Origin of the sequence: Rhodomicrobium sp. Az07, from assembly GCF_018619475.1 — a bacterium.
Taxonomy (GTDB): Bacteria; Pseudomonadota; Alphaproteobacteria; order Rhizobiales; family Rhodomicrobiaceae; genus Rhodomicrobium.
In genome coordinates this window covers 169,233-195,566 of sequence record NZ_JAHFZG010000003.1, presented here as the reverse complement: position 1 = coordinate 195,566, position 26,334 = coordinate 169,233, and the positions used below count along the sequence as shown (strand labels likewise).

25 protein-coding genes and 1 riboswitch are annotated in these 26,334 nt (G+C 63.3%); of the genes, 16 read left to right on the top strand and 9 right to left on the bottom strand.

Annotated features, from left to right (window positions below):
- Window positions 1-51: 51 nt before the first annotated feature.
- The 6 genes from lptC to KKP04_RS03645 all read left to right on the top strand — a co-directional run bounded on the left by lptC (window position 52) and on the right by KKP04_RS03645 (window position 6,102).
- The gene (lptC, locus tag KKP04_RS03670; RefSeq protein WP_215026880.1) at window positions 52-870 is read left to right on the top strand and encodes an LPS export ABC transporter periplasmic protein LptC; all 819 of its coding nucleotides are present in this window, start codon (window positions 52-54) and stop codon (window positions 868-870) included.
- Window positions 867-1,574 (top strand): LptA/OstA family protein, encoded by a 708-nt coding sequence (locus tag KKP04_RS03665; protein ID WP_215026877.1) that lies wholly within the window; start codon window positions 867-869, stop codon window positions 1,572-1,574. The genes lptC and KKP04_RS03665 overlap by 4 nt, the downstream gene beginning before the upstream one ends.
- Before the next feature lie 34 nt (window positions 1,575-1,608).
- Entirely contained in the window at window positions 1,609-2,448 is an 840-nt protein-coding gene (lptB, locus tag KKP04_RS03660) for an LPS export ABC transporter ATP-binding protein (protein ID WP_215026874.1), read from the top strand.
- Between the two features lie 28 nt (window positions 2,449-2,476).
- Window positions 2,477-4,003, top strand: coding sequence for an RNA polymerase factor sigma-54 (rpoN, locus tag KKP04_RS03655; RefSeq protein WP_215027067.1), 1,527 nt, complete (start codon window positions 2,477-2,479; stop codon window positions 4,001-4,003).
- A gap of 46 nt (window positions 4,004-4,049) precedes the next feature.
- Window positions 4,050-5,231, top strand: a complete 1,182-nt coding sequence (locus tag KKP04_RS03650) for a GNAT family N-acetyltransferase (RefSeq protein ID WP_215026871.1) — start codon at window positions 4,050-4,052, stop codon at window positions 5,229-5,231.
- A gap of 133 nt (window positions 5,232-5,364) precedes the next feature.
- Window positions 5,365-6,102 carry a methyltransferase domain-containing protein gene (locus KKP04_RS03645; RefSeq protein ID WP_215026868.1) on the top strand — a complete coding sequence of 246 codons (738 nt, stop codon included), beginning with the start codon at window positions 5,365-5,367 and terminating at the stop codon, window positions 6,100-6,102.
- Between the two features lie 53 nt (window positions 6,103-6,155).
- Here the strand turns inward: KKP04_RS03645 and KKP04_RS03640 are convergent, their stop codons facing one another.
- Complete coding sequence (locus KKP04_RS03640) at window positions 6,156-7,949, bottom strand: acyl-CoA dehydrogenase C-terminal domain-containing protein (protein ID WP_215026865.1); 1,794 nt, start codon at window positions 7,947-7,949, stop codon at window positions 6,156-6,158.
- 377 nt (window positions 7,950-8,326) lie between these two features.
- Here KKP04_RS03640 and KKP04_RS03635 point away from each other — a divergent pair, with 377 nt between their 5' ends.
- The 6 genes from KKP04_RS03635 to KKP04_RS03610 all read left to right on the top strand — a co-directional run bounded on the left by KKP04_RS03635 (window position 8,327) and on the right by KKP04_RS03610 (window position 14,347).
- A complete protein-coding gene (locus KKP04_RS03635) occupies window positions 8,327-8,605 on the top strand; it encodes a hypothetical protein (protein WP_215026862.1) in 279 nt (92 codons plus the stop codon).
- A 62-nt stretch (window positions 8,606-8,667) separates the two neighbouring features.
- A riboswitch (SAM riboswitch) is annotated at window positions 8,668-8,745 on the top strand.
- 53 nt (window positions 8,746-8,798) lie between these two features.
- Window positions 8,799-9,992 carry a homoserine O-acetyltransferase gene (locus KKP04_RS03630; RefSeq protein ID WP_215026859.1) on the top strand — a complete coding sequence of 398 codons (1,194 nt, stop codon included), beginning with the start codon at window positions 8,799-8,801 and terminating at the stop codon, window positions 9,990-9,992.
- Complete coding sequence (metW, locus tag KKP04_RS03625) at window positions 9,992-10,732, top strand: methionine biosynthesis protein MetW (RefSeq protein ID WP_251133876.1); 741 nt, start codon at window positions 9,992-9,994, stop codon at window positions 10,730-10,732. The genes KKP04_RS03630 and metW overlap by 1 nt, the downstream gene beginning before the upstream one ends.
- Before the next feature lie 357 nt (window positions 10,733-11,089).
- Entirely contained in the window at window positions 11,090-12,292 is a 1,203-nt protein-coding gene (locus KKP04_RS03620; RefSeq protein WP_215026856.1) for a pyridoxal phosphate-dependent aminotransferase, read from the top strand.
- A gap of 172 nt (window positions 12,293-12,464) precedes the next feature.
- Window positions 12,465-13,373: a sugar phosphate isomerase/epimerase gene (locus tag KKP04_RS03615; protein WP_215026854.1), complete on the top strand. Its 909-nt coding sequence runs from the start codon at window positions 12,465-12,467 to the stop codon at window positions 13,371-13,373.
- 53 nt (window positions 13,374-13,426) lie between these two features.
- Window positions 13,427-14,347, top strand: coding sequence for a sugar phosphate isomerase/epimerase (locus tag KKP04_RS03610; RefSeq protein WP_215026851.1), 921 nt, complete (start codon window positions 13,427-13,429; stop codon window positions 14,345-14,347).
- 36 nt (window positions 14,348-14,383) lie between these two features.
- Here KKP04_RS03610 and KKP04_RS03605 read toward each other — a convergent pair whose 3' ends face one another.
- From KKP04_RS03605 to KKP04_RS03585, 5 genes are all read right to left on the bottom strand, one after another.
- Window positions 14,384-15,283, bottom strand: coding sequence for a cation diffusion facilitator family transporter (locus KKP04_RS03605; protein WP_215026848.1), 900 nt, complete (start codon window positions 15,281-15,283; stop codon window positions 14,384-14,386).
- Window positions 15,284-15,503: 220 nt separating this feature from the next.
- Window positions 15,504-15,758 (bottom strand): hypothetical protein, encoded by a 255-nt coding sequence (locus tag KKP04_RS03600; RefSeq protein ID WP_215026845.1) that lies wholly within the window; start codon window positions 15,756-15,758, stop codon window positions 15,504-15,506.
- Between the two features lie 115 nt (window positions 15,759-15,873).
- Window positions 15,874-16,734, bottom strand: a complete 861-nt coding sequence (gene purU, locus KKP04_RS03595; RefSeq protein ID WP_215026842.1) for a formyltetrahydrofolate deformylase — start codon at window positions 16,732-16,734, stop codon at window positions 15,874-15,876.
- A gap of 130 nt (window positions 16,735-16,864) precedes the next feature.
- On the bottom strand, window positions 16,865-17,743 hold the full coding sequence (locus KKP04_RS03590; RefSeq protein WP_215026839.1) for an anti-sigma factor: 879 nt from the start codon (window positions 17,741-17,743) through the stop codon (window positions 16,865-16,867).
- Window positions 17,740-18,306 (bottom strand): hypothetical protein, encoded by a 567-nt coding sequence (locus KKP04_RS03585; protein WP_215026836.1) that lies wholly within the window; start codon window positions 18,304-18,306, stop codon window positions 17,740-17,742. The genes KKP04_RS03590 and KKP04_RS03585 overlap by 4 nt, the downstream gene beginning before the upstream one ends.
- A gap of 233 nt (window positions 18,307-18,539) precedes the next feature.
- Here KKP04_RS03585 and KKP04_RS03580 point away from each other — a divergent pair, with 233 nt between their 5' ends.
- From KKP04_RS03580 to KKP04_RS03565, 4 genes are all read left to right on the top strand, one after another.
- Window positions 18,540-19,766, top strand: a complete 1,227-nt coding sequence (locus tag KKP04_RS03580; RefSeq protein ID WP_215026832.1) for a hypothetical protein — start codon at window positions 18,540-18,542, stop codon at window positions 19,764-19,766.
- Between the two features lie 12 nt (window positions 19,767-19,778).
- Window positions 19,779-20,858 carry an enoyl-CoA hydratase/isomerase family protein gene (locus KKP04_RS03575; protein ID WP_215026830.1) on the top strand — a complete coding sequence of 360 codons (1,080 nt, stop codon included), beginning with the start codon at window positions 19,779-19,781 and terminating at the stop codon, window positions 20,856-20,858.
- A 130-nt stretch (window positions 20,859-20,988) separates the two neighbouring features.
- Window positions 20,989-22,236: a patatin-like phospholipase family protein gene (locus KKP04_RS03570; RefSeq protein ID WP_215026827.1), complete on the top strand. Its 1,248-nt coding sequence runs from the start codon at window positions 20,989-20,991 to the stop codon at window positions 22,234-22,236.
- Window positions 22,237-22,938: 702 nt separating this feature from the next.
- On the top strand, window positions 22,939-23,316 hold the full coding sequence (locus KKP04_RS03565; protein WP_215026824.1) for a hypothetical protein: 378 nt from the start codon (window positions 22,939-22,941) through the stop codon (window positions 23,314-23,316).
- A 280-nt stretch (window positions 23,317-23,596) separates the two neighbouring features.
- On the opposite strand, the gene KKP04_RS03560 is transcribed toward KKP04_RS03565, so the two are convergent.
- The 3 genes from KKP04_RS03560 to rplI form a co-directional block, all read right to left on the bottom strand.
- Entirely contained in the window at window positions 23,597-23,842 is a 246-nt protein-coding gene (locus tag KKP04_RS03560) for a hypothetical protein (protein ID WP_215026821.1), read from the bottom strand.
- 102 nt (window positions 23,843-23,944) lie between these two features.
- Entirely contained in the window at window positions 23,945-25,462 is a 1,518-nt protein-coding gene (locus tag KKP04_RS03555; protein ID WP_251133875.1) for an acetyl-CoA hydrolase/transferase family protein, read from the bottom strand.
- Between the two features lie 282 nt (window positions 25,463-25,744).
- Window positions 25,745-26,323, bottom strand: a complete 579-nt coding sequence (gene rplI, locus KKP04_RS03550) for a 50S ribosomal protein L9 (protein WP_215026815.1) — start codon at window positions 26,321-26,323, stop codon at window positions 25,745-25,747.
- Window positions 26,324-26,334 lie beyond the last annotated feature (11 nt).

Genomic DNA, 26,334 nt, shown 5'->3' with positions numbered 1-26,334 from the left:
CTGCCCCGCCGTTGCGCCTCCCGCCCCGTTCGACGGAACGGAGGTTGAGCGATGGCGGTCGCGTCCACGCCGACCATCGGCCGCAACGCCGCCAAGGCGCGGGCGGGCGAGCGCGTGATCGACCGCGACCGCGAGTTCCGGCTCGCGCGCCGACATTCGCGACGCGTGCGGGTGCTGAGGATCGTCCTTCCGCTCATGGCGATGGGCATTCTCAGCCTCTATGCACTACCGTCTTTCTTGCGCGTTTCTGTCGACAAGGGGCGCGGCACGGCCACCGTTCGCGCGATCGAGCTTGAAAAGGGCGCGCTCAAGATGATCGAGCCGCATGTGCGCGGCGTGAGCGAGAAGAACGAATCCTACGATTTCACCGCCGACTCGGCGACGCAGGCCTCGGTAAAGGCCGATGAAATGTATCTCGTAAACGTGCGCGGTCGCATGACGGGGCTCGACGGCAAGCTCACGACGCTCACCGCGCCCGATGGCACCTACAACAGCAAGTCTGAGCAGATCACGTTCAGCAACGGTGTCGCGATCAAACGCGAGCCCGGTCTCGCCGCCGGGTTTCAGACCGCGACCGCTTCCTTGAAGGAGCAGAGCGCGGTGTCGAATACGCCCGTTGTCGTCCGCCTTCATGAGAGCACGATTCATGCAGATGGTGTGACGCTGTATTGGGGCGAAAGCCGTGCGATCTTCGAAGGCAACGTCCGCACCCATGTCGTGCGGCAGGAGCCGGCGGCGGCTGAGGTTCGGCCGGAAAGGTCTCGCCAGCCTGAGCCCGATGGAAACGACGCATGGTCGGCGGCTCCCGCAATCGGGTTGCCGGAAGGCGCGACGAACGGGATGGCAAGCGAGGGAGGGCTCAATCGATGATCGCGGAGAAAGCGCCCCTTGCGTTCGCCCTGATGCTGGCGGCTGCGGTCCTGTCCGCGCCGTCTCATGCCCAGACGCCCGGCTCCGGCTTTCGCGGCCTCAACTCGGCCGACAACTCGAAGAAGCCGATCGACATTGAATCCGATCGCCTCGAAGTTGACGACAAGCGCCGCATTGCCATTTTCATCGGCAATGTTTCGGCCACCCAGGGCGACTACAACCTCAAAGCTCCACGCCTCGAAGTCAGCTATGAACGCCAGGGCGGCGACGGCGCTGCGGGGCGGAAAGCGGGCGGAGCCGAGCCGACAAGGGCGTCGAAAACGGCCGCTGTCGCAGATCCGATCTCCAGCGGCCAGATCCGCACCATCCGCGCGCTCGGCGGCCATGTCGTCGTCACGAACAGGAAGGACGAGCAGGAGGTCACCGGCGACGAGGCGGTCTACGACGTGAAGGGTCAGACGATCACAATGACCGGCAAGGAAGTGATCCTGAGCCAGCGGGCGAACGTGGTGAAGGGCAAGCAGCTCACAATCGATCTGGAAAGCGGCCGCGCGACCGTGTTACCTCACAAGGGCCGCGTGCAGGCGATTTTCGATCAGGGCGCAACGAACGGCGTGCTGCCCGCCGATTCACCCCTCGGTGGCAGGAAGAGAAGGGACGCACCCGCGGAATCGCAGCCGCAGTCCGGCTGGCAACCGCAGTGACCACACTCTCTGAAGCGAAGGCGTAGGGTTTTTCATGGTGGTTCTCGACAAGGATCAGCCCTTTCCCGGGATGGGGCCGCGTCATCAGGCGGAACCCGGCTGGAACGAGGGGCCTCTGGTACTCCGCGAGCGCCGCGCCGTTCCGCAGGTTCGCGAGGAACTCGTCGTGAACGGCGTGAAGAAGAGCTTCAAGAAGCGCATGGTGGTGAAGGGCGTCAGCGTCAACCTGAAGCGCGGCGAATCCGTCGGTCTTCTCGGTCCGAACGGCGCGGGCAAGACTACCGTTTTCTACATGATCACCGGGCTGATCAAGCCGGACGAAGGCAGCGTTCACATCGACGGTTACGACGTGACGTCGCTTTCCATGTATCGCCGCGCGCGGCTCGGCATCGCCTACCTGCCGCAGGAGGCGTCCATCTTCCGGGGGCTGTCGGTCGAAGACAACATCATGGCGGTGCTGGAAGTTTCCGAGCCGAACCGGAAAGAGCGCAAGCGCAGGCTCGACGAACTCCTCGATGAGTTCAAGATCGGCCGCCTGAGGAAGTCGCCGTCCATCGCGTTGTCGGGCGGCGAACGGCGGCGCTGCGAGATCGCGCGTGCGCTCGCCAGCAATCCGTCCTACGTTCTTCTCGATGAGCCGTTCGCGGGTATCGACCCCATCGCGATCGGCGACATTCGCCAACTCGTGACGCACCTTACCGACCGCGGCATCGGTGTCCTCATCACAGATCACAATGTGCGCGAAACTCTGGACTTAATCGACCGTGCATATATCATCTATGACGGTCGTGTGCTCACGGAGGGCACGCCCGCCGAGGTAGTCGCCAACGAGGACGTTCGGCGCGTTTACCTGGGCGACATGTTCTCGCGGTAGCGGCTGAGAGGGTCTCGCTTACGCATTGGTGGTTGATGTGCTCCAACTCAGGCTTGAGCAACGGCAAACCCAGAAAATCGTCATAACGCCGCAGCTTCGGCAGGCGATCAAGCTTCTGCAGTTCTCGGCCATTGAACTCCAGTCCTATATCGAAAACGAGATTCGCGACAATCCTCTGCTGGCGGCCGAGGAACGCGCGGATGGGGATGCGCCGTCGCCGGATGCGAGTCCCGCCGATGGCGCTCCGGGGGGCGCGGAGGCCGATATCCCGGCTTTCGATGCGCGCGACGCCGCCCCGGCCGTCGAAACCGTAACAGAAACCGACTGGGAACCGGAAACACCCGGCGACCGCGCCTATGAGGGCGCTCCCGCCGCCGCCTCGCCGGAGGCCGAGTGGCTTTCGACCAGCGGAAAGGCCGGCTCGCCAAGCGACGATTACGATCCTTTCGCCACGCTTTCCATGGCGAAGTCGCTCACCGATCACCTGAACGAGCAGGCGCAACTCGCGTTTCCGGACGCGCGGGACCGTTTCATCGCGCGCTATCTGATTGACCTCGTCGATTCGGACGGCTACATCCGTACGCCGCTCGAAGACGCCGCCGCGCTTCTTTCGTCGCCGCTCGAAGATATCGAGCGGGTGCTCGGCGTGCTGCAAACCTTCGATCCGGTTGGCGTGTGCGCGCGCGACCTCGCCGAGTGCCTCGCGATCCAGCTCCGCGAAAAGGACCGCTGCGACCCCTTCATGGAGCGGCTTCTCGACAATCTCGATCTGATCGCGGCCTGCGACATGCAGAAACTCCGGCGCGTCTGCGGGGTCGACGCGGACGATCTCCGCGAGATGATGCAGGAGCTTCGCGCGCTGAACCCCAAGCCCGGCGCTGCCTTCGAGCATGGCGAGGTCGAGACGCTGGTGCCCGACGTCATCGTGCGGCGCGGTCCGGATGGCGAGTGGCGCGCCGAACTGAACCCGTCCGCCGCGCCATCGCTCGCCGTCGACCGCGCCTATTACGCAAGCCTCAAGAACCGATGTCGCTCCGACAGCGAGCGCAATTACATCGCCGACCGCCTGTCTTCCGCGAACTGGCTCGTGAAGAGCCTCGAACAAAGGCTCACCACCATCCTCAAGGTCGCGACCGCGGTTGTCGAGGAGCAGTCCGCATTCTTCGATCACGGGGTGCGGCATCTGAAGCCGCTGAACCTGCGTCAGATCGCGGCGAAGATCGGCATGCATGAATCGACGGTCAGTCGCGTCACCTCCAACAAGGCGATCCAGACGCCGCGCGGCATCTTCGAGATGAAATATTTCTTCACGTCGTCCATCCCGTCGGCGAGCGCGTCGAGCGAGGCGCATTCCTCGGAAGCGGTGCGCGACCGCATCAAGGAATTCATCCTCAACGAGTCGCCGGGCGAGGTTCTCTCCGATGACCGGATCGTGACCATGCTCAAGGCCGACGGCATCGACATCGCGCGTCGCACGGTGGCAAAATACCGCGATGCGCTGCGCATCCCTTCGTCGGCCGCGCGGCGAAGGATGAAGCGCGCGAACGCCGCGTGAGCCCACCGGCGGAACGCGAGGGGACATATGGGGCGGGAGCCGAATTTTGACCGCTGAAGACGGCGCATGGAGCGTCAGCGTTTGCAGACGCGTTCGCGATATTCCTCCAGCGGCGTGGGACGCCTGCGCCAATCCGCCGGATCTGCCCTTCAATCCCTTTATCGCGCATGCGTTTCTGTCGGCGCTGGAAGAAAGCGGCTCGGCTACGGCGAAAAAGGGATGGGCGCCGTGCCATCTCGCGCTGAGGGACGACGAGGGCGGCGTGGCGGCGGTTTTGCCCTGCTACATGAAATCGCATTCCTACGGCGAATTCGTCTTCGACCATCCGTTCGCGGATGCCTACGAGCGCGCGGGCGGCCGCTATTATCCGAAGCTACAGACGGCTGTGCCGTTCACGCCGGTGACAGGGCGCCGCTTTCTGGTGCGGCCGGACGTCGATGCCGCGCAGGCGCGCGCGCTCCTCGCCGCCGCCGCCGTCGAGCTTGAAAAGGCAAACGACGCGTCTTCATGGCACGTCACCTTCGCCACGAGAGACGAGTGGGAAGCGCTCGGCGGCCTCGGCCTCCTGCAACGCACCGACACGCAATATCACTGGCACAATCGCGGCTATGCGAGCTTCGACGACTTCCTCGCCTCGCTCGCCTCGCGCAAGCGAAAGGCCGTGCGCAAGGAGCGCGAGCAGGCGCGCGCTTCGGGCGTGGCCTTCGAATGGCTTACCGGCGCGGACATCGAGGAGGCGCACTGGGATGCCTTCTTCGCGTTCTACATGGATACCGGCAGCCGCAAATGGGGCCGCCCCTATCTCACGCGCGCTTTCTTCAGCCTCATCGGCGAGGCGATGGCCGAACGCATCCTCCTCGTCATGGCGATGCGCGACGGCGAACCGATCGCGGGCGCGCTGAATTTCATCGGCGGCGACACGCTCTACGGCCGCTATTGGGGATGCCTCGAAAATCAGGCGTTCCTGCATTTCGAGGCCTGCTATTATCAGGCCATCGATTTCGCCATTGCGCACAAGCTCGCGCATGTAGAGGCGGGCGCGCAGGGCGAGCACAAGCTCGCGCGCGGCTATGCGCCGGAAACGACCTACAGCCTGCATCATTTCGCCAGCCCCGGACTTGCCCGCGCGGTCGAGCGCTATCTCGAACAGGAACGCGAGGCCGTGGCCCAGGATCAGGAGGCGCTGGCCGCGGCGCTGCCTTTCAGGCGATGCGTCGAGCCGGAGTAGCGCAATCCTCGGCGTGTCGCCAGCATCGAAGGCGCAGCGAGAACGATGCGCCGCGCTTCTCATTCGAAAATGCGAATGCTATATCCAGTCGGATGCAGCTTAGTCGGCGAAAGTCGAGGCAAAGGGGGATAGCGTGAAAAGCACGATCGCACGAACGATGACCCTTCTCGGGCTTATGGGAGGGTTTCAGGCAGCGCAGGCAGAGCCGAACATTTCGGCGGGTGGAACCGCCGATACGGCACAAGCACAGGCGAGCAAGCCGCAGGCAGGGCATGCGCAGTCGGACGGCAGCCTCCACAGGAGATTCGACGACGCCGCCAAATGGGCCGAGCGGTTCGACAATCCTGAGCGCGCCGCATGGCAGATGCCTGACGCGGTGGTGAGCGCTCTCGGGCTCAAGGGCAACGAAAGCGTGGCGGATATCGGCGCCGGAACCGGCTACTTCGCCACGCGGATTGCGCAACGCGTTCCCGAGGGCAAGGTGTTCGCGGCCGATGTCGAACCGGACATGGTGCGCTATCTTGGCGAACGGGCGAAGGCCGAGAAGCTCGCGAATATCGTACCCGTTCAGGCGGGCGAGGCGTCCGACAACTTGCCGGAACCCGTCGACGTGGTGCTTCTCGTCAACACGTATCATCACATCGGAAACCGCGAGACGTATTTCGCGGCGCTTGCATCGAAGCTCAAGCCGAACGGGCGGCTCGCAATCGTCGATTTCAGGCCGGACTCGCCCGGTGGCCCGCCGCGCGAGCATCGCATTTCGGCGCAGAAGGCGACGAAAGAACTGAAGGCGGCCGGGTACGAACTCGCCGAAACGCACGATTTTCTTCCGCGGCAGTATTTTCTCGTCTTCCGGCGCGCCGGATCCTGAAGGGCAGGAGGGGCGGCGTTCGTCCGCCCCCCGTCGCCGCGAAGCGTTGAGCGTCAGAACTGCTCCTCCGCCATCTCCATCATGGGCTTGCATCCGCCGGTCAGGATACGGAAGCGGCCCTCCACTTCGGGCAGCACCTTCGCCGCGAAGAACCGCGCGGTCTTGAGCTTGCCGTCATACATCTCGGGCGCGCACTCGCCGCCGTCCTTCAGCTTCGCCTGCGCGACACGGGCCGTCTTCAGCCACATCCAGCCCATGGTGACGAGCGCGAAGATGCGCAGATAGTCCGTCGCGGCGCCGCCCGCCTCGTCGGGGTTCGCGAAGGCATGCTGCGCGAGCCATGCGGTCGCCTGCTGGAGCTTCGCGAAGGCTTCTTCGAGCGCGGCTGAAATGTCCGCGAGGTCGTGGTCGGTGAGCGTGTCCTCGATCTCGGCCTGGATCGTGGCGAAATACGCGCGCACCGCCGCGCCGCCGTTCTGCGGCAGCTTCCGCCCCACGAGGTCGAGCGCCTGGATGGCGTTCGCGCCTTCGTACAGCATCGAGATGCGCACATCGCGGACGAACTGCTCCATGCCCTGCTCGCGGATATAGCCATGCCCGCCGAACATCTGCTGCATCTTGATGGCGGTCTCGACGCCCATATCGGTGTAGTACGCCTTGATGACGGGTGTGAGCAGCGCGACGAGGTCGTTCGACCGCTGGCGCATGTCCGCATCGGGATGATGGGCGGCGCGGTCGATGCCAAGGCCGATCATCACGGCGAGCGCGCGCGCGCCTTCGGTGAACGCCTTCGCTTCGAGGAGATTCTTGCGCACATCCGGGTGCACGATCAGCGGATCGGCGGGCTTTTCGGGCGCCTTGACGCCGGTGAGCGAGCGGCCTTGCAGGCGCTCCTTCGTGTAGATCACGGCGTTCTGGCGGGCGATTTCGGCGATGCCGAGGCCCTGAATGCCGACGCCGAGGCGGGCCGCGTTCATCATCGTGAACATCGCGCGCATGCCCTGATTCGGCTGCGCGACGAGCCACCCCACGGCACCGTCGAAATTCATGACGCAGGTGGCTGACGCCTTGATGCCCATCTTGTGCTCGACCGCGCCGCATGACACGGCATTGCGCGCGCCCGGCTCGCCGTCTTCGTTCGGCAGGAACTTCGGCACGACGAACAGCGAGACGCCTTTCGATCCGGCGGGCGCATCGGGAAGCTTTGCGAGAACGAGGTGAATGATATTGCTCGTGAGGTCGTGCTCTCCCGAGGTGATGAAGATCTTCGTGCCCGTGATGCGGTAGCTGCCGTCCTCGGCGGGAACCGCGCGCGTTTTCATGAGGCCGAGATCGGTGCCGCAATGCGGTTCGGTGAGACACATTGTCCCAGACCATTCGCCCGACACCATCTTCGGAAGATAGCGCGCCTTGAGGTCTTCAGACGCATGAGCTGCAAGCGCCGAATAGGCGCCTGCGGTCAGTCCGGGATAGGGGCCGAATGCGAGGTTGGCGGAGCAGATGAATTCCTCGATGGCGAAGCCGACAGTATGCGGGAGGCCCTGACCGCCATGCTCGGGCGACGCGTTCATCGACGGCCAACCGCCCTCGACATATTTGTCATAGGCTTCCTTGAAGCCCTTGGGCGTGCGAACGGTGCCGTTTTCGAAGATGCAGCCTTCCATGTCGCCGCTCTGGTTCAGCGGGTGAAGAACCTCCTCGCAGAATTTCGCGGCTTCTTCGAGCACGCTCGCGATGACGTCCGGCGTCGCATCCTCGAACCCCGGCATGGCCGACAATTCGCGCGCGTCCCACACCTCGTTCAGGACGAAACGGTAATCGTCGAGCGGCGCCTTGTAGCTGGGCATCCTATTCCTCCCTCTTCTTTTGACTTCAGCGCCGGTCCGCCGACGAAAGCCGACGGACGCGCTACGGCATGCGTTAAGTAGTTTACGTATACGTCAATCGCAAGCAAAACGCGATTCCGCCGAAAGGCGTACTGGCCTTGACTTTTGCCACAGACCTTTGTCGTCAGGGGTGCTTGTCTGAACGCCTTCGCTAACGAAAACCTTGCGAAGGCTCCCGTGATACGGGGAGGGCAAAGCTCGGAACACGGTATTCCACCGAGCCGCTTTTTCTCCGATCACATTCTTGCAAGCAGATGCTGGGCTACTGACAAGAAGAGTTGCTTGTCATATTGAAAAGGCGAATGACGCGGCAACTCACAAGCATAGGGGTGGACGTGATGCGTACAGAAAGAAGCCTGATAGTTGATATCGAAAAAAGGCTCGTGCTGCCGATGGACAAGAAGATCGAACTGACACCACCTCCTCTCCGGCCGAAATTCGCGACGTCGATGGAAAAGAAGATCGAGCATCTCTGGCTCGATTCCGAACAGCGCGGCTGGCAATTCAACGAGTTTGCCGTCGTCGTGCTGGAGGTTCTGACAGTCCTTCACCATCGGAACGGCTTCGAGGACAGAAGCACCGAAACGCAGGAAGACCGCGAAGCGCGGACTGCATAAGAGACATTCGCGCAATGCCGCAGGCTCGGCAGCCCTTGACGTAGGCCCCCTGGCATCCTTTAATTACAGGTCGTGGTGATTTGGCCGGCCGGCTTGCAGCCACGTTAAAAAACTCGCTAAAAGGCCGTGGCTCGCCCCGGTCCGACGCGTTAACGGTCGGCCGTCCGTCGAGAGGGCAGGGGCCGTTTCGCCAATGAGCAGGTTGCTTGTTACCGGCAGCGAGTACCGGACGATACCGTTAGCGTGCCAGCTTTTCCAGAGCCGCGAGCCACTACCGCTCGATTGCGGGCGCTCGCTCGAAACTTTCCAGATCGCATACCAGACCTATGGCGAACTCAATGCGGACAAGACAAACGCGATTCTCGTCTGCCACGCGCTGACGGGCGACCAGCATGTTTTCGACCGACACCCCGTCACGGGAAAGCCCGGCTGGTGGGAGACGCTCGTCGGCCCCGGCAAACCCGTCGATACAAACCGTTATTTCGTGATCTGCTCCAACGTGATCGGCGGATGCATGGGGTCGACCGGCCCAGCCTCCATCAACCGGGCGACCGGCAAGCCATGGGGGATCGATTTTCCTGTCATCACCGTCGATGACATGGTGCGTGCGCAGGCGCGGCTGATCGACCATCTTGAAATTTCCGACCTTTTTTGCGTGCTCGGCGGCTCGATGGGCGGTATGCAGGCGCTCGAATGGTGCGCGAGCTACGGCGACCGCGTATTTTCCGCGATGCCGATCGCGACCGCCGCGCGCCAATCGTCGCAGAATATCGCGTTCAACGAGGTCGGCCGCCAGTCGGTCATGGCCGATCCCGAATGGCGCGGCGGACGCTATCTCGAAGTGGGGACGAACCCCGCGAAGGGCCTCGCGGTGGCGCGCATGGCCGCGCACATAACCTACCTCTCCGATGACGCGCTGCATCGCAAGTTCGGCCGCAACCTTCAGAACCGGCAGAAGATCACCTTCGGTTTTGACGCCGATTTTCAGGTCGAGAGCTATCTGCGCCATCAGGGCATCAGCTTCGTGGACCGCTTCGACGCCAACAGTTACCTCTATATTACGCGAGCGATGGATTATTTCGACCTCGCCGCGGACTGTGGCGGCGTGCTTGCGAACAACTTCACCGGCACGAAGACGCGCTTCTGTGTCGTCTCATTCACGAGCGACTGGCTCTATCCGACGCGCGAAAGCCGCGCCATCGTGCAGGCGCTGAACGCGGTTGCGGCGAATGTGAGCTTCGTCGAGATCGAGACGGACAAGGGCCACGACGCGTTCCTGCTGCATGAACCGGAGTTGTTCGACACGGTGCGCGGCTTCCTCGAGTCGGCGCGCGCCAAGCGCGGACTGCCGGCGCTAGCGGACGGGATTTCCGGGGAGGGCTACTGATGACTGCCCATGAAGACCGGGCCGCTTTCGCCTCGGCGCAGGCGATGCAGCCCCGCATCGACCTCCTTCTGATCGCAGGCATGGTGGCGGACGGCGCGCGCGTGCTCGATGTCGGATGCGGCACGGGCGAGCTTCTGAAGCTTCTCGAAGAGAAGAAAAAGGTGGACGGGCGCGGCGTCGAGCTTTCGCAATCCGGCGTGAATTTCTGCGTGGCGAAGGGCCTGTCCGTGATCCAGGGCGACGCCGACCACGACCTCATCAACTATCCCGATCAGGCGTTCGATTACGCGATCCTGTCGCAGACTCTTCAGGCGACCACGCGCCCGAAAGAGGTGCTTCAGGAACTGCTGCGCATCGCGCGCCATGTCATCGTCTCGTTCCCGAATTTCGGGCACTGGCGCATTCGCGCGCAGATCCTGTTCAACGGACGCATGCCGATGACGTGGAACCTGCCTGAGGCGTGGTACGAGACGCCGAACATTCACTTCTGCACAATCGCCGACTTCCGCGAGTTGTGCCACGTCGCGGGCGCGAAGATCGAGCGTTCCTTCGCGCTGTCGCCGAACGGGCGGCCGCTCGGTAGCCGCGTGCCGCCGTTCCTGCACAATATCGTTGCGCAGCAGGCGGTGTTTCTGCTGACGGCGGGGAAGAAAAGCAAAAACCGGATCGAAAACGACTTCCCGATGAGGTTGAAGGCGGACACAAAAAAGCCGCGAGGTGTCGCTCCCTCGCGGCCGTGAGACAGGCTGTTACACAGCCCGTTGCGCCATGCAATGGCGCAACGCTATGACGCATCAGGCATTCGCCGGAGGCTGCTCCAACGACGCCGGGACACGCACAAGCTGTGGCTTCAGCGCTGAAATCCCACTCGACATCGGATCACCTCCTTTCGTTGCATTGCTCATGGGGCAAGCGTGTCATCGAACTTTTCGGATGTAAAGCGAAAGAAGAGCGGCCTGCATCAGAAAATTGTGTCCGTCTCGCCATGAACTGCGGGCGTAAGTAGCGAACGGGATTGATCAAAGGAAACCGCTCTTGCGCGCCTTGCCGGACAGGCATAGTTTGCGTGCGCATTCCCGTATTTCTGGAGAAAGATAATGGCCTTCCTGTCCGACGCGCTTGCTCGCGTTAAGCCCTCGCCCACCATCGCCGTGTCGTCCAAGGCGCGCGAGCTGAAAGCGGCGGGCAAGGACGTGATCAGCCTCGGCGCGGGCGAGCCCGATTTCGACACGCCGGACAACATCAAGGAAGCCGCCATCAAGGCCATCCGCGACGGCAAGACGAAGTATACGAACGTCGACGGCATTCCTGAACTGAAGCAGGCGATCTGCGCCAAGTTCAAGCGCGAGAACAACCTCGACTACAAGCCGAGCCAGGTCATGGCGGCGCCGGGCGGCAAGAAGGTCATCTTCAACGCCATGGTCGCGACGCTGAACCCCGGCGACGAGGTGGTCATTCCCGCGCCCTACTGGGTGTCGTATCCGGACATCGTGCTGCTGGCGGGCGGCACCTGCGTATTCGCGGAAGCGGGCATCGGCACGAAGTTCAAGCTGTCGCCCGAAACGCTCGAAGCGGCCATCACGCCGAAGACGAAGTGGGTCATCTTCAACCATCCCTCGAACCCGACGGGCGCGGCCTACACGCGCGACGAGTTGAAGGCGCTGACCGACGTGCTGCTGCGCCATCCGCAGGTGTGGGTGCTGTCGGACGACATGTACGAGCACCTCGTCTATGACGGCTTCAAGTTCACGACGCCCGCGGAAATCGAGCCCGCGCTCTACGACCGCACGCTCACCGTGAACGGCGTGTCGAAAGCTTACGCGATGACCGGCTGGCGGATCGGCTATTGCGGCGGCCCCGAGGCGCTCATCAAGGCGATGACGACGCTTCAGTCGCAGACGACATCGAACCCGACGAGCATCTCGCAATGGGCGAGCGTCGAGGCGCTGAACGGCACACAGGATTTTCTGCCGGTGCGCGCGGACAGCTTCAAGCAGCGGCGCGACCTCATCGTGTCCATGCTGAACGACGCCGATGGCATCGATTGCCCGACCCCCGAAGGCGCGTTTTATGTCTTTCCGTCCTGCGCCGGGCTGATCGGCAAGAAGACGCCCGGCGGCAAGGTGCTGGAGAACGACGAGGACGTGGTGACGGCGCTTCTCGAAGACGAGGGCGTGGCGGTCGTCCACGGCGCGGCGTTCGGGCTTTCGCCCTATTTCCGCATCTCCTACGCGACGTCCGCAGAGGAGCTTGAGGAAGCGGGCCGTCGTATTCAGCGGTTCTGCGCAAGCTTGAAGTAGCGCCGCCGCTCGCTTAGGAAATGCCAGCAAGGCCGGGTTCGCCCCGGCCTTTTTTGCGTCGGCCATCGCGCCAGAGCGCACGCAGGTTGCGTCACCGCGCCGCCCCATCGCCGTGTCATCATCGCTTCGCAGGCGCACCCTAGCCTTGTGCGCAAAATGGAAGAGGTGAGCCATGGCGGCTGTTCGTGGAGCCGGTTTCTCGAGTGCGGTTCGAGACGATTACCAATTCGAAATCCTGCGACGCAATCTCGATCAGGCTCAGGAACTGGGCGTCGATTTCGTCGAAATCCCCATCTTTGCGATGGACCTGATCGCGGGCGGCCACGTCATCCCGAGCCAGATGCGCCGCCTCAAGGAAGCGCTGCGTCCGCGCGCGCTCGGTTACACGGCGCATGGGCCGATCGCGGTGAACTTCATGCAGCGCGAGCTTTCGGAACGACATTTTGACGTGGCGCGGGCGACCGTGGAAGCCGCAGCCGAAATCGGCGCGGTGCATGTCGTTTTCCATACCGGCGTCATGATGGCAAGCGACGAGCGGGAAATCGAAGCGGCCTATGGCAATCAGCGCGACTGCTTCGCAAGGCTCGGCGACGTCGCCGCCGAACACGGTATCATCGTGGCCGTGGAGAATATCTTCACGAAGACCGAAGGCAAGGTGACCGCGCTTCCCTCGCGCCTTGCCCGCGAAATCGAGGCCATCGGTCATCCGAACGTGTTCGGCTGCCTCGATTTCTCGCACGGTGCGATTACCAGCGCGGCGCAGGGAGCGGACTTTCTGGCGGAGGCCGAGGCGCTCGCCCGCGTCGCCATCCATCTCCACATCCACGATTCCTTTGGCGATCCGACACGGATCCGCACCCACGCCGATGCCGAACGGCTCGCCTACGGCCTTGGCGATCTGCACGCGCCCATCGGCTGGGGCAATCTCCCGTGGCAGGAGATGATGAAGCGCTTTACCTTCCGCCCTGACGTCATCTTCAACCTCGAACTGCCGCCGCGCTACTGGTACGCGCTCGACGAGAGCGTGCGCGAGATGCAGGAGATGATCGAAGTTTACAAGGCAGTCCGCTCGAACGCCTGAACCGGTCGCGCCCTCGTGCTATCGTGCGGCTTTCTTCGAGGGGAGGGCGCACGATGGCAATCGTAGGCGGGGTTGGGTTCGCGAGCGCGGCATGCGAAGATTCCGATTTCGAGGCGCTCCGGCGCAATCTGGACCTCGCCGAGGAAATCGGCGTGGATGTGGTGGAATTGCCGCTGTTCGCGCTCGACATCATCGCGGGCGGCCGGGTCTTGCCCGACCAGATGAAGCGATTGGCGCGAGCGATCGGGACGAGGCCGTTTGCGTTTACGGCGCATGGTCCCGTCGGCGTCAACGCGATGGACGCGCCCGGCCTCCTTCCGCGTCATCGGATCGTGGCGGAAGCGGCCATCGCCGCGGCGGCGGAGCTTGGCGTCTTCCGCATCGTTCTGCACACCGGGCATATCGCGCGCGCCGACGAAGGGCAGATCGAGACGGCCCATTCGCGCCAGCGCGACGTGTTTCGCGCGCTTGCCGACGTGGCGGCGCAGGGCGGCATGAGCCTTGCCATCGAGAACATCTACGTGCCCGACAGGGGCCGGATCGCGCCGCTTCCTTCGCGCATCGCACGCGAGATTGCGGCCATCTCGCATCCGAATGTGACGGGCTGCCTCGACTTCGCGCATGCTGCGCTCGCCTGCGCCGCGGAGGGGGCGGATTTCATGGCGGAGGCCAGGGCGTTGGCCCGCGTGTCTCCGCATCTGCATTTGCACGACTGCTTCGCCGATCCCGCCGATATGGCCGTCTTCGTGCCGTCCGAGCGCGTGGCCTATGGCCTGGGCGACCTGCATTTGCCGCTCGGCTGGGGAAAGCTTCCGTGGCTCGACCTGATGGGTGACGTGGACCTCCCGCCGGACGCTCTCTTCCTGCTGGAATTGTCGGCGCAATACCGCTTTGCGCTGCCCGAGGGTGTGGCCATCGCGCGCGATATGGCCGCCGCTTATGAACGCGCGCAACAACGACGCGCCGAGGCTTGAGCGGCGGCGAACTTGCGAAACCCGAGCGCGCAGCCTTTACGCATGCGACGAGCGCATCGACACGCCCGCATGCTTCGCCTTGTCCTCCGGTTCGACATGGATCGTGACGCGGGCGCCGGGAACGACCCGCATCAGGGCGCTTTCGATGCGGTCGCAGATGTCGTGCGCGGTGCTCACCGTCATGGATGCGGGCACCACGAGATGAAATTCGATGAAGGTGACGGGGCCGGCGGCGCGTGTGCGCAGATCATGGGCTTCGAGCGCGCCGTTTGCCTCTGTGCCGATGGTTGTCTTGATCGCGGCGAGCGTTTCAGAATCGGCCGCTGCGTCCATCAAACCGCCGATGCTGTGCTTGACCAGCCGCCAGCCCGTGGTGAGGATGTACGCGCCGACAAAAGCCGCGATGACCGCGTCGAGCCAGAGCCAGCCGGTCAGGACAGCGGCGATGAGCCCGAGGATGACGCCGAGGGACGAAATCACGTCGGACAGGACGTGCTGGCCGTCTGCATAAAGGGCGGGCGAGCGTTCGCGGCGCCCGATGCGCGTCAGGTGCCAGCCCCAACCCGCGTTGATGACAGTCGCCACGCCATTGATCGCAAGGCCGAGGATCGGGGCATCGAGCGGCTTCGGATCGAAGAAGCTCGCGGTCGCCTCGCGGAAAATGGCCAGCGCGGCCACGGCAATGAGCGCGCCTTCCAGCACGGCGGAGAAATACTCGACCTTGTAATGACCGAACTGATGATTGGCATCGGCTCCTTTCGCGCTGAGACGCAGCGCGAAATAGGCCACCGCCGCCACCACGACATTGATGATGCTCTCCAGCGCGTCCGACCAGAGCGCGACGGAGCCTGTCAGCGCGGCAGCGAGCCATTTCAGCGCGAGAACGAACGCCGCTACACCGACGCTCTGGAGCGCATAGCGGCTGAGGGCATTCATGGGAAGCAGACCTCGTGACGTGTTTGCGCGTGAGGCGCGCGTTCGTGGTCCACAAAGAGCAGGTTCGGCGGGGGTGTTACAAGTGAAAAAGCCCCATGCCAAGGCGTCCTGGATGCGAGAAAGCTTGGCTGTCAGTCAGGCAAGTTTTGCGCGGACGACGAGGATGGCGGAAGTTGGAAGCGCCGCTTTGCCAGAGAATAAATACAAGTAATTATACAGGTCAGCTGCCGTTTTTCTTGACGTTTTTCTGGCTTCGTAACTTGTCTCTTGCTCTTTCGATTGCTTCGTTCTCTTCCTTTATTTCCTGTAAGCGCGCGTTTATTCCAGAGAGTTTTTCTATGACCGACTGGATGTCGACAATAAGGCTGTCAATTTTTTTCATTGCATCACCGTTCGCAATACGATCAACGCAATATAGAGTCGTTGTCGTTGCGCGGGAACAAAAAACCCATTCGTTCTTAACATCTAAAAACATAAAGAACTTATGGGGTGTGGCCGTCTTGATTCATTCTCGCGCTGGTAACGGAGTTGGTCCATCGAAGCACACGCGAAAGGACAATGATCGAGCGAGGACTTATTCTTTTCGTTTCTTACCGGAAAACGACAGTCCGATTGCCGTTAACCAGGATACGGTGTTCCACATGCCACTTTACTGCGCGCGAAAGAACGAGACTCTCGACGTCTCGCCCCATGTTCACGAGATCCTCGATCGACATCGAATGATCGACGCGTGCCACTTCCTGCTCGATGATCGGGCCCTCGTCGAGCGCGGGCGTGACGTAATGCGCCGTTGCGCCGATCAGTTTCACGCCGCGCATATGGGCCTGATGATAGGGCTTTGCGCCCTTGAAGCTCGGCAGGAATGAGTGATGGATGTTGATCGCGCGCCCCTGGAGCTTTCGGCACAGGTCTTCGGACAGCACCTGCATGTAGCGGGCCAGGACGACGAGATCGATCCTCTCCTCTTCAATGATTTCGGCAAGCTTGTTCTCCTGTTTCTCCTTTGTGTCGGGCGTCACAGGCAGATGATGGAAGGGAATGTCGTGGCTGGCGGCGAGCCGGTAGAAATCGCGGTGGTTCGATACGATGGCGGGGATTTCGACCGGGAGGGCGCCGACCCGGTGGCGGTAAAGCAGGTCGTTCAGACAATGGCCGAATTTCGAAACGAGGATCAACATCCGCATACGTTCGGCGACGGGATGGAGCCGCGTGGTCATCCTGAAGCGGTCGACCACGGGCTTCAGCATGCGTTCCGCGCCGGCCTCGTCCATCGTGTCCGGCGCGGAGAACGAGACGCGCATGAAAAAACGGTTCGACTTCACATCCCCAAACTGCGCGCTGTCCGTGATGTTGCAGCCGTGCTCGGCCAATATCCCGGCGATGGAAGCAACGATGCCCGATTGATCGGCGCAGGACAGGGTCAGGACGAACGCAGGCTTTTGAAAGGACATGAATCGCTCTTGGAGGTGTGGCCGGTTAACACCTCCTTCATACTCCGCCCGCGACAAAAGCGAAAGAAGCAGCGTCCGCGCAGCTTAACGCCGCAGTGCTGGCGGCCCGCGCGACGGTCTTCACTAAATCTTACCGCTTCGGCGTCATCTGGCTTTGCGCGACGGCGGCCAGCACTTTCAGATCTTCCTCGCTCCTGTCGGACGTAATGAAGAAGCGCACGCGATCGAAGACCCAGTTCACGCCCTTGAGCGAGCCGATTGTCTGAACCGCGACGGCGCTGTCGCCGCTCTCCGCTCCGGGCAGCGCGTAAAAGGTTACCGGCGGCTCGTTCTTCGAAGAATAGGTGAGCTGCATCATGCGGTCCTGACGGTAGTTGAACGTCTGGCCGCGATAGAGCGTGTAGCCCTGCCGGGTGAAATCGGGCGGCGTCAGCGCCCGCCCGGTGATCTTGGAAAGCTGGAAGCGGATAAGCTCCGGGTTCGCGATGGCGTCGGGGTAGGGCGTCAGCGTCTCGCGCGGGAAATAGCTGTGGAACCGCGCGATGTCGGTCGGCCATGCGGTGGGCGCGATCACGGCGGAAGCCGGTCGGTCGGTGTCCTTCGGGGGAAGCGGCGCGGGATCGCCCGCGAGCAGCGTCGCTCCGTATCCGCCGAGAAGTCCGCCGAGGAAGACGGCCGCGACAAACAGCATCTGCCGCGCAGCCGCGGGCGACCGACCCGACGACGAGACCTCCGCCGATGGCCGGGAAACGGCTTGCGATGCCGCGCGCTGCGGCCGCGCCTGCGCGTCGGGGTCGCCCATCTGAAGCGCGGCTTTCGGTACGGTAACGTCGTCGCGTGCGAACGCGCCGAACGTCTCGATAAGCTGCGCCTGCGTGCGTTTCAGCCGGGCGATCCGCCGCGACACTTCGGCATTGACCGCCGAGAGCTGCGTGACCTCGGCAGCCTGGGTCTTTTCGAGTTGCCCATCGAGATAGGCAAGAAGGAATTCGTCGGAGAGGTGCGTCATGCGGCACGCTCCCTGATGATCGACGGATCGATGTCAAGGCCGCCCTGACGGGAGCCCTCGGAGAGCCCGCGCGTATCGAGCCAATGCGAAAGCGCGACATGACCCCGCGCAAGGCACTTCATCAGCGCCAGCATTTCGAGGCCGACCGCATCGGCCGCTTCGTCATAGGACGCGCCCTCGCCGTAAACGAGGTAAAGAGCCGCTCTTTGCTGCGACGGAAGACTTGAGATGAATTTTGCGAAATGGGCATTGCCGGCAAGCGATCCCTTAAGCAGGCTCGCGCTGAAGAGGCGGGCATCGGGCACGTATTTCTTCTGGAGGTTCGGATCTTCGGCGAGCTTCGCGTCCCAAAGCGCGTAGATTCGGCGAAAGGCCTCCGTCAGATGATCGCGATCATTTTGCCGCCAATCCTTTCGATTTTGCAAGCTCTTGAGCGCGCCGCGCAGGAGGGCTTGGGCGAGGTCGGCATTGGCGGTGATCGCCAGTGCGAACTTGTAAAGACGCGGCGCTGCCGCGAGAAGCCCGTCGCGCGCGCGGCTCTGACTCTGCCCGAAGTTCGCCATGATACGCGGCCTCCTCTACAAATTGAAAGAACCGTTACTCTTTTCGATAATGGCACTGAAAGGTTGACGCGCGGTAAAATGACAACACGACATCGGCAACGCGGCCGCGCCTTGGGTTTCGGTCGTTTTCTTGGTGACGGCAATTGCCTTTACTGGTGAAGTTGTGAAAAAACAGTGATCCATGCGTTTACGGCGGCGCGCTGCCGTTCGCGGGCACATTTCGGCAGGGCGGCATGACGGACGACGACTCCGAGAATCAGCGTCTGAGCAAATTTTCAAGGGCTGACCGTGGCGCGTACAGCTTCGGCGCCCCCGTCGCCGCCAGTCCCGATGCACTCGCGGAGGCGCTTGAACAAGCGATCCGGAGCGGTGCGCTGCCTGCCGATCGCGCCCCGATGCGTGCCCCGGAACAGCCCCCGTCTCGCCCGACGCCCGAAGCGACCCATGCGCGGCTGATCGAGGAATTGCACAGCGCGCGCGAGCAGATCCGCCAGATCCCCGCCAGCGAAAGCGCGGCGCCTTCGGTCGCGGATGTCGAGATCTTGCCGCCGCTACGCGCCCTTTCGCTTGCCGTGTCGGACCCGGTCGAAGCGACGCCGGAGCCGGGCTCCTCTTTGCTTGGCCGGGCAAGTGAGACTCTTCGCGGGCTCAAGGTATCGGCGGCGGAGCGGCTGCACGGGTCAGGCCGCGTTGCATCGCATCTCGCCGCGAGCGGCAGACGCACCGCCGCCGACATCGGCACCGCGCTGTTCCGGCGCATGCGCCTCAAGGACTGGCGGCGCAGGCGCCTCGCCCTTCTCAGCCTCGTGCATCGGCACGTCTTCGACAGGCACACCGAGCGGCTACTGTTCAGCAAGACGCCCCCGCTCGAAGTGTACGCTGTCAGCGAGGGCGAAAAGGGCGTCGAAAAGGAGTTCGTCTATCGCGGGCCGATGCCCAAGAAGGTGCTCGACTGGGCGTTGTCGGTCCTGCCCCGCGATCTGAAGCGCCATGCGTTTGTCGATTTCCGCGCGGGTAACGGCCGCACGCTTCTTCTCGCGGCGCGGCGGAATTTCGAATATGCGGCGGGCTATGCCTTCGACACCGAGGGCTGCGAAATCCTCGAAATGAATCTCGCGCAATACCCGCGTTCCTGGCTCGATTGCCGCGACGTTCGCGCGCTGCGCGGCGACCGCGACGGCCTCCTGATCCCTCCGCAACCCTCCGTGCTTTTCTTTCCCGACGCGCTTCCGGCGGGTCACATCGACATCGTCCTCAGTTATGTTTCGGCGTCGCTCAGGCTCGACCCGCGCGAAATCTGGCTCGTTTTCGAGAACACAGGCCGGGAGAAAGGCCGCGAACAGATGGAGCTTTTCGGGAGGGTGCCGCTGCCTTTCGCGGCCAAGGCGAAGATGCGCCTGTTCTCGCCGGTGCGGGTTGCCGTGTACCGCACGAAGACCGACAAGGAAGAGGACGTCTAGCCCGGAGCGATCATGAAGGATGCGGAAGAGGGCGTCGTCTGTGTGGAAGAGGGAAGCGCGGGGATCGCCCGGCTCAATCGACCAAAGGCGCTGAACGCGTTGACCTTCGCGATGATCGAACGGCTCGAAGCCTTCCTTCATTCCTGCGCCGCAAATCGGCGCGTTCGTGGCGTCATGCTGGAGGCCGAGGGCAAGGCGTTTTGCGCTGGCGGCGACATTCGCGCCATCCGCGACCTGGCGGCTGACGCGCCCGAAGAAGCGAACCGCTTCTACGCCGCCGAGTATCAGCACAACTGGTCGCTCGCATGCTTCCCCAAGCCTCATGTTGCGCTGATCGACGGCGCGGTGATGGGCGGCGGCGTGGGCGTGAGCCTTTACGGCAGCCATCGCGTCGCGGGCGAAAATTTCCGCTTCGCCATGCCCGAAACGGGTATCGGCTTCGTGCCCGATATCGGCGGTTCGTGGTTCCTGCCGCGCCTGCCCGGCAGGACCGGCCTCTATCTCGCGCTGACGGGCGCCGCCTGCGACCGCGACGATGCCTATGCGCTCGGGCTTGCGACGCATTGCGTGCCTAGCGAGGGGTTCGCCGCGATCCGGGCGGCCATGGTCGAAGGAGAACTCATCGACACTGTGCTCGACGGGTTGCATGAGCCGCCCGGCGAAAGCGCGCTCGAAGCCATGCGCGAGCCCATCGATCGTCTGTTCGCCGCGCCTTCGCTCGAAGCCCTGTTCCGCGGGCTTGAGCGCGAGAACGGTCGATGGCGAAATTTCGCGCATGCAACGCTCGAAACGCTCTCGAAGCGCTCGCCGCTCGCGCTGCATCTCACGTTCGAACTGCACCGCCGCGCCAACGCCTTCGCGAGCCTCAAGGAGGCCCTGACTCTGGAATACCGTGTGGCCACGCGGCTCATTCGCCACGCCGATTTTGCGGAGGGCGTTCGCGCCGCCGTCATCGACAAGGACCGCTCCCCGAAATGGACGCACGCCACCATCGGCGCGGTTGACGCGGGCCTCGTGGAGAGCTTCTTCGCACCGCTTCCGGCGGGTGACGTGCCCCTCATTGACCACTGGCGATTGCACACACGGCCGTGATCAACCCGTTATGGTTGCAGTCGCGCAACGGTGACGGCCGAAACTCCGCGCAGCGGCGCCTGCCTTGTTGACGCTTCGAGCCAGCGGGTGGAAACGTGCTCGAATGCTGTGACGTGGAAGAGGGAGCGGGATGGGCTTTGACCGGGATGCGCACCGTCGGGGCCGCCTTGCGGTCGCGGCGCGACAGTCGTTCGCGCTGATCGTGGCCGCGTTTCTGCTTGCCGCCTGCGCCTATATTCCGCGCGTGCCGTTCACCGCGCAGGAACAGGCCATCGCCGAAATTCCAGGCATTCCGAACGCGCGCTTCTGGGTAGACGGCAGCGACGCGGAGCTGCGCGAATTCGTGCGCGGAACCGCCTTGTCCGGAGCCATTTCCGCGACGGGGAGTTTCGACGTGCTCGCGCTTTCCGGCGGCGCCTATGACGGCGCTTATGGCGCGGGCGTCATCAACGGCTGGACCGCGACGGGCACGCGGCCGAAATTCGCCATCGCTACGGGTGTCAGCGCGGGCGCACTCATCGCACCGCTCGCCTTTCTCGGCCCGGCCTACGATGCGCGGCTACAGGAGGCGTTTTCGGGCACCGCGGCGCAGTTTCTCGGCGACCTTGGCGGTGTGTTCTCGCTGCTCGGCACAGCGGAGGTGCGCCGTCAGTCGCTCGTCGAACTCGTGGACGCCTTCGTCGATTACGATCTTCTGCGCGCCGTCGCCGCCGAGCATGCGAAGGGCCGCCGCCTTTTCGTCGTCACAACCAATCTCGACGCGCAGCGTGGCGTGGTCTGGGACATGGGCGCCATCGCCGCCGCCGGGCCGCAATACCGCGACCTGTTCCGCGATGTGCTCGTCGCCTCGGCAAGCATTCCCGGCATTTTCGGCCCGACCTATATCGAGGTTCAGGCGAACGGCCGCCGCTTCCGCGAAATGCACATCGACGGGGGCGCGACAACGCAGGTCTTCATCCTGCCGGATGTGGTCTTTGCGACGGGGCGCGGGCTTTCAACGCCCAAGGGCATGCCTGCTAAATTGTGGGTGGTGATCAACAACCGCCTTTCGCCCGAGTTCGAGGTGGTGGAATCCGGGATCCTGACCGAAGTGCCCCGCGCGTTCTCGACCCTCATCAAGGCAAGCGCCAAGGGCACGCTTTATGCGGCCACCACCTATGTGGGGCCTGGAAACTTCCACCTGACTTTTATCGACAAGGGCTTCGACGAACTGGTGAAATCTATTCCCGGCCTCCGGCCTGGTTTCAATGCGCCCTACATGCAGACGCTGTTTCGCTACGGCTACGACAAGGCGCGGTCGGTCAGCCCCTGGATGTCGTCCGTGCCATTGCCGGGAAATGCGCCGAAGCCACGCGCGGCCATCGCCGCGATTCGATAGCTGTCTGACGTGGGTCGGTGCGCGTCGTCCGTTCGATCCGCTAAGGGCGAGCGCGGCCCTTCCGGGAACGGGGCGTGCCTCGCGCCGACAAGCCGGGGCGTGGGCGCTCTACCGCGCTGGGCGGAGCGCCGAGCCGGTTCGGGGGCCGCTCGACCTGCAACGGCGGCGCCGGACTGGCGGGGAGCGGTCCGCGCACGCTCGGCGGTGGTTCGACGGGAATCGGAGCGCCTCCGCCGATGCGACCGTCGGGGCCTTGAGCAACGGCCTCGCCCGACGCATGGAAAGCAATCGCAAATACTGCGCAAAGGACGAGCGAAGTGCGTTTCAGGCGGAGTTTCATGCGTGCGTATCCGGCAAAGCTGGTTGCGAGGGCGCGGCCGTTTTGCGCTCGATTGAGGGAGCGTCTCGCGCGCGGACCGGTTCGCAGCGTTTCCGCATGGCATGCCTATCCGGCGACGGCCTCCTTGCAAGCATGCCGCGCGACAGCTTTCGGGACGGCTTCCAATTTCCGTCCGATTTTACGAAACGCGTCTGCCTTGGAGCGCGCTGGGCCTCGTCGATCTCGACAGGCCGCAGCCGCTGCACGCTACCTGTCGGCTGCGACGCCGCTGCCGCTCGTCTTCGCCACGATTTGCGCCTAATCGTCGACGCAGCATCCGCGACCGCCGCACCAAGCGGCGCGCTCTTTCGAGGGAAAGTGACATGACAACGGTTCTCATCATGCTGGTCCGCCTCGGCGGCCTCATCGCGCTCGGCCTTGGAGCCGCGTTTTTCGCGAAATATCTGCCGGTCGAGGGCGTGCCGCTGCTCGCGCACAAGGTTGCGGGCGGCATTGCGGCCTTGTCGCTGCTCCTGCTCGCGATTCAGGGCTTCTCGCGCGCCACCGTGATCGCGATCCTTGCCGCAATCGTCGCTTCCGCGACGCCTGCGATCGGGATTTATCAGCAGGGGATCGCCGAGGCGGAGATGGCGAAGCTCGCGCATATCGTCCACATCCTGACAGGCGTCGCCGTGCTGGGCCTTGCCGAGATTCTGGCGAAGCGCATCAAAGCCGCGCGGGTTTTCGCACCGGCGCACTAAAGCCCGTTCCGATCTGATTGAATCGCAATCAGATCGGTTATCCGGTCTTTTTTCTGAAGAGACGGATTCACCAATCAGGTTGAGTCAACCTGATCGGATCCGGCTCTAGGCTGGATCGCAGTCCGCGCCTGAATGAGCACGGCCGAGCGCCTTCGCATTTCGCGATGCGAAAGGGCTCGGTTGCCGTTTTGCGTGTCGCGGAGAATCGTTGGGGAAGTGAGGCCGTGTGTTCACCCGAAGCGGCGCCACGCACGGACCTCTCGACCGTGATCAGCCCCGGTTAGGCTTTATCCTGCCGCCGCTTCAAGCCGTTCCAGCGTGAGGTCTTCGAAGCGTTCGAGCGCCAAGACTCGTTGAGCGGATATCGATTTGCGGGGTCGAAGAAGTCGCCGTACTTGTCCCATGTCGTGACTCTGATGGGAAGATTTTCGGCGTTTGCGGCCTGTTCGACGAGCGTCTTGATCTTCTGCCCGTATTCGACCGCGATGCTGGGCGTGAAGACGATGAGATCGATGACGTTACGCATAAATACTCCATAAAACGCCGCATACGGCGTTTTATGGAGAGCGATTGAGGCATGGGAAAGGACAACAGCGCCGCGCCCGCTGACCGCTGTCGGCGAATGGCGTCAGGCCGGAATTTTCACGGCTGCAAGCCCGGAGTGGATCGCCTTTTCCACCTCCATCGCGGCCTTTTCGGCCTTCCAGTTTTGCAGGAAGGAGAACGCCTCGTTGAGAAGGTGCGGCGTATGGCGTCCGGGCGACTCACGCAGCGAGCGCTCGTAATACGCCTGGAGCGCCGGGCGATAGCTTGGGTGCGAGCAATTCTCTATGATGATCGTCGCGCGTTGCTTGGGCGTCAGCCCGCGCAGATCGGCCAGGCCCTGCTCGGTCACGATCACCTGCACATCGTGCTCGGTGTGGTCGACATGGCTGACCATGGGCACGATGCAGGAAAGCTGGCCGTTCTTCGCGGTCGACGGCGTCATGAAGAACGACAGATAGGCGTTGCGCGCGAAGTCGCCCGACCCGCCGATGCCGTTCATGATTGACGAGCCGCGAATGTGCGTGGAGTTCACGTTGCCGTAGATGTCGGCCTCGATCATGCCGTTCATGGCGATGACGCCGAGGCGGCGAATCACTTCGGGATGGTTCGAGATCTCCTGCGGGCGCAGCAGCACGCGCTCGCGGTAGAAATCGACGTCGCGGTTGAAGTCGTCCACGGCTTCAGGGCTCAACGAAAACGCCGTCGCGGAGGCGAAGCTCATCTTGCCACGCTTCAGGAGGTGCAGCATGCCGTCCTGAAGCACCTCGGTATAGGCCGTGAGGTTTTCGAACTGGCCCTGTTCGAGGCCAGCCATGACGGCATTCGCCGTGTTGCCGACGCCCGATTGCAGCGGCAGCAGGTTTTCCGGCATGCGGCCCTTTTTGACCTCGTGTGCGAGGAACTCCAGAATGTGACCGGCGATGAGGCGCGACGTTTCGTCGGGCGGCGTGAAAGCCGAGTTGCGGTCGTAGGCGTGCGTCTCGATGACGGCGATGACCTTCGAGGGATCGCAGCGGAAGTAGGGCTCGCCGATGCGGTCGCTCGGCGTCACGAGCGGGATGGGCTTCCGGTGCGGGGGAAGGGCGGTGCCGTAATAGATATCGTGCATCCCCTCCATGGCAGGGTTGATGCGGTTATTCACTTCGAGGATGATCTTGTCGGCCTGATCGAGCCACGTCTTGTTGTTGCCGATCGACGTAGCCGGAATAAGCCGTCCGTCTTCGAGAACGCCCGCGACTTCCACCACCGCGACATCGAGCTTGCCGTAGAAGCCGAACCACACGAACTGCGCCACGTGGGAGAGGTGGATGTCGATATAGTCCATCTGCCCCGCGTTGATGCGGGCGCGACAGGCGGGGTCGGACTGGTAAGGCAGCCGCATCTCGATGCCGTCGACCGCGGCGAGCGCACCGTCGAGTTCGGGAGCGGTCGAAGCGCCGGTCCAGACGCCGATCTTGAAATCGAAGCCGTCCGCGTGAAGCGCGGTGATCCGTGCGGCGAGGGCCGCCGGCACTTCCTTCGGGTAGCCGGAGCCGGTGAACCCGCTCATGCCTACGTTCGATCCTGCCGGTATGAGAGCCGCGGCTTCGGCAGCAGACATAATCTTGCTCCGAAGCGCACGGTTGAGCACGCGCGATCCTGTCACGGCTGCACCTTCTTGCTGTTCTTTTCGTGGTAGCTTCAGGCCGGGCGTCGAATGAAGCGGGGCCAGCGCAGGAACGCTAGGCTTAGACAAAAGTCGGATCAACTATACTTCTGGAGAATTCGCGTTTTCGGGATGCTGCCATGTCAGAAACGCAACCGGCAACAAAGCGCAAGGGAAACGAAAAAGGGCGCAAGAAAACATCTCGCGCCCTTGGATAATGCAATGCTTGTTGCGAGCCTACTGCTCGACGGCCTCTTCGCCTTCGAACAACGTCTCAGCCGCAATCGCAGCCTGCTCGGCGGCGTAGTCTGCGGCATATTCGTCGCGCTCCTGCAGCACGTCCTCGCCCTTGGCTTGACGCAGGGCTTCTTCTTCCGTGCGCGCCACGTTGACGGAGACCCGCACCGACACTTCCGGGTGGAGGCCGACGCGCACTTCGTGAATGCCGAGCGTCTTGATCGGATGGTCGAGAAGCACCTGGCCCCGCTCGACCGTGAAGCCGCTGGCTGTAACCGCGTCCGCGATGTCGCGCGTCGACACCGAACCGTAGAGCTGGCCTGAATCGCCGGCCTGCCGGATCACGATGACGCGCTGACCGTCGAGCTTTTTCGAGACGGCTTCAGCTTCCTGCTTGCGTTCGAGGTTGTGAGCCTCAAGCTGCGCGCGCTCCTTCTCGAAGCGAACGAGATTTTCTTTCGTGGCACGGAGCGCCTTGCCCTGCGGGAGCAGGAAGTTGCGCGCGAAACCCGGACGCACCTTGACCACATCGCCCATCTGACCGAGGCGGCCGACGCGCTGGAGAAGAACTACTTGCATTTCGCCTCGCT